Annotated in this window: 6 protein-coding genes; 3 read left to right on the top strand and 3 right to left on the bottom strand. The window is 50.0% G+C overall.

The window, feature by feature from the left end; translation table 11 throughout:
- Positions 1 to 245: 245 nt before the first annotated feature.
- The 3 genes from B5F78_RS15160 to frr form a co-directional block, all read right to left on the bottom strand.
- Entirely contained in the window at positions 246 to 1,712 is a 1,467-nt protein-coding gene (locus B5F78_RS15160; RefSeq protein ID WP_022038889.1) for an MFS transporter, read from the bottom strand.
- A gap of 15 nt (positions 1,713 to 1,727) precedes the next feature.
- Entirely contained in the window at positions 1,728 to 2,663 is a 936-nt protein-coding gene (rsgA, locus tag B5F78_RS15155; protein WP_087407118.1) for a ribosome small subunit-dependent GTPase A, read from the bottom strand.
- Between the two features lie 133 nt (positions 2,664 to 2,796).
- Positions 2,797 to 3,357, bottom strand: coding sequence for a ribosome recycling factor (gene frr / locus B5F78_RS15150; RefSeq protein ID WP_022038887.1), 561 nt, complete (start codon positions 3,355 to 3,357; stop codon positions 2,797 to 2,799).
- Positions 3,358 to 3,850: 493 nt separating this feature from the next.
- Here frr and thrA point away from each other — a divergent pair, with 493 nt between their 5' ends.
- The 3 genes from thrA (at position 3,851) to thrC (ending at position 8,941) form a co-directional block, all read left to right on the top strand.
- Positions 3,851 to 6,283 carry a bifunctional aspartate kinase/homoserine dehydrogenase I gene (gene thrA, locus B5F78_RS15145; RefSeq protein WP_087407117.1) on the top strand — a complete coding sequence of 811 codons (2,433 nt, stop codon included), beginning with the start codon at positions 3,851 to 3,853 and terminating at the stop codon, positions 6,281 to 6,283.
- A 124-nt stretch (positions 6,284 to 6,407) separates the two neighbouring features.
- Positions 6,408 to 7,619 (top strand): cofactor-independent phosphoglycerate mutase, encoded by a 1,212-nt coding sequence (locus B5F78_RS15140; RefSeq protein WP_087396556.1) that lies wholly within the window; start codon positions 6,408 to 6,410, stop codon positions 7,617 to 7,619.
- 17 nt (positions 7,620 to 7,636) lie between these two features.
- Positions 7,637 to 8,941 (top strand): threonine synthase, encoded by a 1,305-nt coding sequence (thrC, locus tag B5F78_RS15135; protein ID WP_087407116.1) that lies wholly within the window; start codon positions 7,637 to 7,639, stop codon positions 8,939 to 8,941.
- The last annotated feature ends 155 nt before the right edge of the window (positions 8,942 to 9,096 follow it).

The raw sequence follows: 9,096 nt of genomic DNA, 5'->3' as shown, positions 1-9,096 counted from the left end.
TGGTTCTTTTCGCTCCTGTTCTTCGTCAGATAGCCCGCTATCTTCCTCATCACAGAAGCGAAAATGCCTCAAAAACTCATCCCAAATCATCGCACGATAAATTCAAAACCGCTTCTTATATTTGCATAACCCGTTGTCAATGTTTGTATCGGAGCATGGAAATGCATGCTATTTATTTTACATTTTTAGAAACAGTTTTGAATTTATCGTGTGCAGATTTAGACCGATAGATTTAAAACAGTTTTTTACGGTTTGATGGGTTTGTATTCAGGAACAAGTGCTTTCATGATAATCCATCCGATGAGGTATGCCACCGAGCAGATGCAAAAGATGATGAAATATCCTGCCGGCTTTCCTGTAAAGCCCATAAAGGCGAGCTGGGTGTTGGCGGCATAGTCGAACAGGACTCCCGAACCCATATTGATGAGCGAGGAGCCGATGCCTCCCGCCATGCCTCCGAAGCCGATGATAGTGGCGATGGCGTTTTGCGGGAACATGTCGCTCACGGTACAATAAATATTGGAGGACCATGCTTGGTGGGCTGCTCCGGCTATACCTATAATAATTATCGGGTACCAATATGAATAGGCTCCCAGCGGTTGGGCTAGCAAGGTGATGATTGGGAAAAAGGCAAAGATAAGCATGGCGCGCATACGTCCCTTATAGGGGTTCATTCCTTTTTTCTCCACGAAGTAAGTGGGGAGCCAGCCTCCGATGATGGATAGCATTGTGATGGCATAGAGGACGAAGATGAGCAATTGTGCCATCGGGGCGTTGGAGGGCAGGTGGTAGACATCGCTCAAATAAGCGGGAGTCCAGAACAGGAAGAACCACCAGATGCCGTCGGTCAGGAATTTGCCCACGGCGAATGCCCATGCCTGTTTGTAGCGGATGCATTGCAGGAAAGACATCTTGGGCAGGTTTTCTTCTGTGGGTGAGGAGGCTTGAGGTGTTTTTTCTTCTTCTTCATTTTGTTCGATGTATGCCAGTTCGGCTTCGTTCACCCAACGGCTTTCGCGCGGGCGTTTGTAGAGGAATACCCAGAAGCCCATCCATACGAAGCCTAACGCACCGATGATGACGAATGCCATTTCCCAACCGTTTCCTACGCCTAAATCGCGGAAATAGCTTGCCAGGGTAGGGATGCTGACCGGGGCGACAAGTGCACCGATTGCAGCTCCACTATTGTAGATACTGGTTGGGAAAGCACGGTCTTTCTTCGGAAAATACTCGGCGGCGACCTTGGTGGCCACAGGAAAATTGCCTGCTTCGCCGATGGCTAAAATACATCGTGCGGCAATGAAGAAATAAACGCTCACTGTGGCGATGCTTAGTGCCAATGCCGAACCGGTTTCGGCTTGTTTCAGGGCTTCTACATTATCTACGCCTACCCACCATTCGGTAGCGATGCCGCAAAAGGCATGGAGGCAGGCACCTAATGACCAGATTCCGATTGTCCAAAGATATCCTTTGCGTGTGCCCATCCAGTCGATGACCCGTCCGGCAAAAAGCATTCCAAGGGCATAGACGATGGCGAACACGCCGGCTATGAATCCGTAGTCGGTGTCAGTCCAATGGAATTCGGGTGCGATAAAGTCTTTCCATGTGAGCGAAAGAACTTGCCGGTCCATGTAGTTGATGGTGGTTGCCATAAAAAGCATAAAGCAGATGGTCCAGCGGAAGTTGGTCATCTTGTTTGGTCGTGTTTTCATAAGGGTTTATAGAAATTAATATGCAGAGCGGTATTTGCCTTCTTCACGGTCTTCCAGTATATTCAGGTAAGAGGCATAACGTGACTCACTGATGTAATGGTTCTCTACGGCTTCGCGTACGGCGCAGCCCGGTTCGTGCCGGTGGGTGCAGTTCCCGTACTTGCAATGCGCGGAGAATTCGAAAATCTCTTTGAAGTAATGGCTCACTTCTTCGTCTTTCATGTCGAAGGTGCCGAATCCTTTGATGCCCGGTGTGTCGATGATATATCCTTCGCCTTCTACGGGGAACATTTCAGAAAAAGTTGTGGTGTGCATGCCTTTGTTATGGGCTGTGGATATTTCTCCGGTTTTCAGGTGTGCTTCGGGCAGGATGGCATTGATAAGCGTTGATTTCCCTACGCCCGAATGTCCTGAAAAGAGGGTGATTTTCCCTTTCAGTTCTTCCTTTATTTCATTGATGCCTTCATTATTGAGGGCAGAAATGCGGAAGCAAGGATATCCGATATGGGTGTAAAGGTGAATAAGCCCTTCCAAATAGCGCAATTCGTCTTCCGAATAGAGGTCGGTCTTGTTGAATACCAGTGCTACCGGTACCTGATAGGCTTCGGCAGAGGCAAGGAAGCGGTCGATGAAGATGGTGGATGTTTCGGGATAATTGACGGTCACTACCAGCATGCACAGGTCGAGGTTGGCTGCAATGATATGCGATTGCTTGGAGAGGTTCGAAGCCCGGCGGATGATGTAGTTCTTGCGGTCTTCTATTTCGGTGATGAAGGCGGTTCCTTCGGGGTTCAAGGCGATTTGTACACGGTCGCCTACCGCAATGGGATTGGTGCTGCGTATTCCCTTCAGGCGGAAGTTCCCTTTTATCTTGCATTCAATCTGCCTTCCGTCTTCGGTCTTTACCACATACCAGCTTCCGGTGTTCTTGATGACTAATCCTTTTTCCAATGTTTTATTTAGTTGACTAGTTGACCAGGTACCAGGCACTAGGTCTTAGATACTCAAGCCGTATCAAGTAACCTGGTCAACTAGTATCTACAACCTAGTCAACTAGTACCTTGTAACCTAGTCAGCTATAAAATTATACAGTCATGATTTCTTTGTCTTTAGCCGCCAGCATGTCATCTATTTGCTTGATGTACTTGTCATGCGATTTCTGGAGCTTGGCTTCCGAATTCTTCTGCTCGTCTTCGGGCATACCGTCTTTTACAGCTTTCTTCAAGGAGTCGATGGCATCGCGGCGTGCATTTCGTACGCTTACTTTTGCCGTTTCACCTTCTGCCTTGCATTGCTTGGCGAGTTGTTTACGGCGCTCTTCTGTCAGTGGAGGGATGCCGATGCGGATGATTTCGCCGTTGTTTTCGGGCATGATACCCAGGTCGGAGTCGATAATCGCTTTTTCGATGATGCGGAACATGCTCTTGTCCCACGGTTTGATGGCGATGCTCCGTGCATCGGGGGTAGTGACCGCCGCTACATTATTAATAGGAACCATGCTTCCATATGAATCTACACGGATGCCGTCAAGCAGACGTACATCGGCTTTTCCGGCGCGGATATGTGCCAAAGCATCTTCCAGATACATGATTGCCATATCCATTTTTTCTTCAGCGCTGCTGAGGATAGTTTTAGAATCTGCCATATTCTTGTTGCTTTAAATATTTTGTCGATAAGTTTATGTGAACAAAAATAGGGGATTTTTTATTCTCTTGCAATAGTTTGTGAAGATTTTCGCTGGAAAGTGTGCAATCATCCGTCCTTTGACGCTTGTTTTCGGCTTCGCGGGCATGAACTTTGACGGATTATTCCAAAAAAAACGCCGAATATGTTTGTTTATGGAAAAATGTTACTATATTTGCGAACGATAAAACAATTATACATGAACCGGAACAATCTACATATCATTCTGATGTGTGCCACGGGGCGTATGTCCCTCTATACATCTGCCACTGGGATGACCCCTCGGGGTTGAGCGGTTGTATAATGGTGTTTCTACGTGATACACGCCTGTGGACGCAGGCATTTCTTCATTTTTATGATTCAATAATAAGTGTTTATAATTCATCGCACACAGATGAAACGGATTTTTTTAAGGGTTCATCGTGTGCCATCAATTAGTTTTATCGAACAATCGTATGAAAGTATTGAAATTCGGCGGAACGTCGGTAGGTTCCGTCAACAGCATGTTGAATGTAAAGAAAATAGTTGAGGCGATAGATGATAAGGTAATCGTAGTGGTTTCGGCGTTGGGAGGCATCACCGACAAGTTGATAAAGACTTCGAACATGGCGGCATCGGGCGATTCGGGATACGAGAAAGAGATGAAGGAAATCGTGAACCGCCACATCGAAATGGTTTATACGGTGATTCCTGCGGGCGAGAAACGGGAGTTGCTTCTCGATTGTGTGAATGAGCTGCTGAGCGAATTGAAGGATATCTTTCAAGGCATTTACCTGATACGCGACCTTTCGCCCAAGACCTCGTCGACCATCGTAAGCTATGGCGAGCGTTTGTCTTCCATCATCGTGGCTACGCTCATCGACGGGGCACAATGGTTCGACTCCCGTCTGTTCATCAAGACGGAAAAGAAGCACAACAAGCATATCCTCGACTCGGAACTGACCAACCGTCTGGTGCGCGAGACCTTCCGTGAGATTCCGCGCGTATCGTTGGTGCCGGGCTTTATCTCGTCGGATAAGGATACGGGCGAAGTGACCAATCTGGGCAGGGGCGGTTCTGATTATACCGCTTCTATCATCGCCGCGGCGCTGGATGCCGATGTGCTGGAGATATGGACGGATGTGGACGGGTTTATGACCGCCGACCCGAGGGTCATCAGCACCGCTTACCCCATCACCGAACTGAGCTATGTGGAGGCGATGGAGCTTTGCAACTTCGGCGCGAAGGTGGTTTATCCGCCTACTATCTATCCGGTATGCCATAAGAATATACCTATATTAATAAAGAATACATTCAATCCCGACGCTCCGGGCACTATCGTGAAGCAGGAGGCAGACCATTCTTCGAAAGCCATCAAAGGCATTTCCTCTATCAACGACACGTGCCTCATTACGATGACCGGACTGGGTATGGTAGGCGTTATCGGCGTGAACTACCGCATTTTCAAGACCCTGGCGGAGAACGGTATCAGTGTGTTCCTCGTATCGCAGGCTTCTTCGGAAAACTCTACTTCTATCGGCGTGCGCAATGAAGATGCGGCACTTGCCTGCAAGGTGCTCGATGAAGAGTTCGCCAAGGAAATCGAAATGGGCGAAATCAGCCCGATGAAAGCCGAGGGAGGGCTTGCTACGGTAGCTATTGTGGGTGAAAACATGAAGCATACGCCGGGCATTGCCGGAAAGCTCTTCGGTACGCTGGGGCGGAACGGCATTAACGTGATAGCCTGTGCGCAAGGTGCATCGGAAACCAATATCTCGTTTGTGGTAGAAGGCGGTTCGCTCCGCAAGACCTTGAATGTCATCCACGATTCGTTTTTTCTTTCCGAATATCAAGTGCTGAACCTTTTCATTTGCGGCATCGGTACGGTGGGGCATAGCCTGATAGACCAGATACACAGCCAGCAGGAACGCTTGAAACAGGAGCGGGGGCTGAACCTGAAAGTGGTGGGAATCGCCAACGGACACAAAGCAATGTTCACCCGTGCGGGAATCGACCTGACGAATTATCGTGAGGAACTGGAAGAGAAAGGCATGCCTTCGTCCACGCAAGTGCTGCACGACGAGATTATCGGGATGAACATCTTCAACTCGGTCTTCGTGGATTGTACCGCAAGTGAAGAAATCGCTTCCTTGTATAAAGACTTCTTGGGACATAACATCTCGGTGGTGGCGGCAAACAAGATTGCGGCTTCTTCGGATTATGAGATTTATGCCGAGTTGAAGCGGATAGCCCGCCATCGGGGTGTGAAGTTTTTGTTCGAGACCAATGTGGGAGCAGGACTTCCGGTCATCAATACCATCAATGACCTGATTAATAGCGGAGACAAGATATTGAAAATCGAAGCTGTATTGAGCGGCACGCTGAATTATATCTTCAATGAAATCAGTGCCGATGTACCTTTGAGCCAAACCATCCGGAACGCAAAGGAGCAAGGATATTCCGAACCCGACCCGCGTATTGACTTGAGCGGAACCGATGTGGTGCGCAAGTTGGTCATCCTGGCACGTGAAGCAGGTTATCGCCTGAACCAGGAAGATGTAGAGAAACACTTGTTCATTCCCGACAGCTTCTTCGAAGGGTCGCTGGATGACTTCTGGCGCAAGATACCTTCGCTGGATGCCGATTTCGAGGCACGCCGCAAGGTGTTGGAGCGTGAAGGCAAGCGCTGGCGGTTCGTGGCACGCTTCGAAGGCGGAAAGGGAGTTGTAGAACTGGTAGAGGTAGACCGCCATCATCCGTTCTACGAACTGGCGGGAAGCAATAATATCATCTTGCTTACCACCGAGCGCTATAACGAATATCCGATGCTTATCCAAGGCTATGGAGCCGGTGCGAGCGTGACCGCCGCCGGAGTGTTTGCGGATATTATGAGCATTGCGAATATTTAAGTTTAGGTACCAGGTGACTAGGTACTAGGGACTAGGTTTTGAATAGTCCGATTCTTAAAGTACCTAAAACCTAGTACCTAGTCAACTAGTACCTAGTTACCCGGTCAACAAAAAAGAAAACGAAATGAAACATCTGATTATATTAGGAGACGGGATGGCGGATTGGGCTGTCCCCTCTCTGGGAAACAAGACTTTATTGCAATATGCCCATACGCCCTGCATGGATATGCTGGCACGCATGGGACGCACCGGAATGCTGAAGACCGTAGCCGACGGGTTTCATCCGGGAAGCGAGGTGGCGAACATGTCGGTAATGGGGTATGACCTGCCTACGGTATACGAGGGACGCGGGGTGTTGGAAGCCGCCAGCATCGGAGTCGATTTGGAGCCGGATGACATGGCGATGCGCTGCAACCTGGTATGCATAGAGGGCGATATCCTGAAGAACCATTCGGCAGGGCACATCACCACCGAAGAAGCCGACGAGCTGATTCGTGCCTTGGAAGAACGCTTAGGCTCCGACCGTATCCATTTCTATACCGGCGTGCAATACCGGCATTTGCTGGTGGTGAAAGGCGGAAACAAACACGTGGCTTGCGTGCCTCCGCACGATATCCCGTTGCAGCCCTTCCGTCCGAATCTGGTGAAGGCGTTGGTTCCCGAAGCGCAAGAAACCGCCGATTTGCTGAACGGGCTGATTATGGCTTCGCAAGACTTGCTGGCTTCGCATCCGCTTAACCTGAAACGGATGAGCGAGGGCAAAGACCCGGCGAACAGCATCTGGCCCTGGAGCCCGGGCTATCGCCCGAAGATGGAGCCGTTGGCGAATAAATACCCCTCCATCCGCAAGGGCTCGGTGATTACGGCGGTCGACCTCATCCGGGGCATCGGACGCTATGCCGGACTCCGGTGCATCGATGTGGAAGGTGCTACGGGACTTTATACCACCAATTACGAAGGCAAGGCACAAGCCGCCATCGATGCCCTGAAGACCGATGATTTCGTTTACCTGCACATCGAAGCAAGCGATGAGGCAGGACATGAGGGCGATGTAGACTTGAAGTTGAAGACCATCGAATATCTGGACCAGCGTGCCGTTAAACCCATTTGGGAAGCGGTAAAAGACTGGGACGAACCGGTGGCGATAGCCGTGCTTCCCGACCATCCGACCCCGTGCGAATTGCGCACGCATACCGCCGAGCCGATACCTTTCTTGATTTATTATCCGGGCATTGAGCCGGATGCGGTGCAGGCATACGATGAGGTGTCGTGCCGGGAAGGCGGATACGGCATGTTGGAAAAAGACGAGTTTATGAATTTATTTATGAATAGCTGAAACTTTCACCACAGATTATGAAATATTACAGTACCAATAAGCAGGCTTCCGACGCTACACTGGAAGAAGCCGTAGTGCGCGGACTGGCAGGTGACAAAGGGCTTTACATGCCCCGCGAAATCAAGCCTTTGCCCGCATCGTTTTACGATGAGATAGAAAACCTTTCGTTTCAGGAAATTGCTTACCGCGTGGCGGACGCTTTCTTCGGAGAAGATGTGCCGGCGGATGTCTTGAAGCAGATTGTATATGACACCTTGAGCTTTGATGCGCCGGTGGTGAAGGTGAAAGACAATATCTATTCGCTGGAGCTCTTCCACGGGCCTACGCTGGCGTTCAAGGACGTGGGCGGACGCTTTATGGCACGCCTCTTGGGCTATTTCATCCGCAAGGAAGGAAAGAAGCAGGTCAATGTGCTGGTAGCTACGTCGGGCGATACGGGAAGTGCCGTGGCAAACGGTTTCCTGGGTGTGGAAGGCATTCGTGTATATGTGCTTTACCCGAAAGGGAAGGTGAGCGAGATACAGGAAAAGCAGTTCACCACGCTGGGGCAGAACATCACCGCCATTGAGGTGGACGGCACGTTCGACGATTGCCAGGCACTGGTGAAAAACGCATTTATGGACGAAGAGCTGAAGGCGCACATGCAGCTGACCTCTGCCAATTCCATCAATGTGGCGCGCTTCTTGCCTCAGGCTTTCTATTATTTTTACGCTTATGCCCAGATGAAGAAGCAGGGCAAGGCGGACAATCTGGTCATCTGCGTGCCCAGCGGGAACTTCGGAAACATTACGGCAGGGCTTTTCGGCAAGCGGATGGGGCTTCCGGTAAAACGCTTTATCGCCGCCAATAACCGCAATGATATTTTCTATCAATACTTGAAGACGGGTGTCTATACGCCACGTCCTTCGGTAGCGACCATTGCCAATGCCATGGATGTGGGCGACCCCAGCAACTTCGCCCGTATCCTCGACTTATACGGAGGAAGCCACGAGGCTATTTCCGGCGAAATCAGTGGCGAGACTTATACCGATGAGCAGATTCGCGAAACCGTGCAGAAGGCTTACGAGGAAACCGGATACCTGCTCGACCCTCACGGGGCGTGCGGCTATCGTGCGCTGGCGGAAGGCTTGAAGCCGGGCGAAACGGGAGTGTTCCTCGAAACAGCCCATCCGGCAAAGTTCTTGCAGACGGTGGAAGCCATTATCGGAACCAAAGTGGATATCCCCGAAAAGCTTCAGGCGTTTATGCGCGGTACGAAGCAAAGCGTCCCGATGCCGAAAGACTTCGCTTCGTTCAAGGCATACTTGATGAATGAAAAATGAAGAATTAAGGATGAAGAATGAGGTGAAACATCACTCATTCTTCATCCTTAGAAGCTGTTTTGAATTTATCGTGCGATGATTTGGGATGAGTTTTTGAGGCATTTTCGCTTTTGTGATGAGGAAGATAGCGGGCTATCTGACGAAGAACAGGAGCG

It is taken from the genome of Bacteroides sp. An279 (assembly GCF_002159615.1).
Classification (GTDB): Bacteria; Bacteroidota; Bacteroidia; order Bacteroidales; family Bacteroidaceae; genus Phocaeicola; species Phocaeicola intestinalis.
This window is presented reverse-complemented; position numbering and strand designations above follow the sequence as displayed.

What these genes read in the sequence shown, in the direction of transcription:
- thrC (WP_087407116.1), top strand. Translation starts at nt 7,637, where the DNA reads ATGAAATATTACAGTACCAATAAGCAGGCTTCCGACGCTACACTGGAA.
- frr (WP_022038887.1), bottom strand. Translation starts at nt 3,357, where the DNA reads ATGGCAGATTCTAAAACTATCCTCAGCAGCGCTGAAGAAAAAATGGAT.
- B5F78_RS15160 (WP_022038889.1), bottom strand. Translation starts at nt 1,712, where the DNA reads ATGAAAACACGACCAAACAAGATGACCAACTTCCGCTGGACCATCTGC.
- thrA (WP_087407117.1), top strand. Translation starts at nt 3,851, where the DNA reads ATGAAAGTATTGAAATTCGGCGGAACGTCGGTAGGTTCCGTCAACAGC.
- B5F78_RS15140 (WP_087396556.1), top strand. Translation starts at nt 6,408, where the DNA reads ATGAAACATCTGATTATATTAGGAGACGGGATGGCGGATTGGGCTGTC.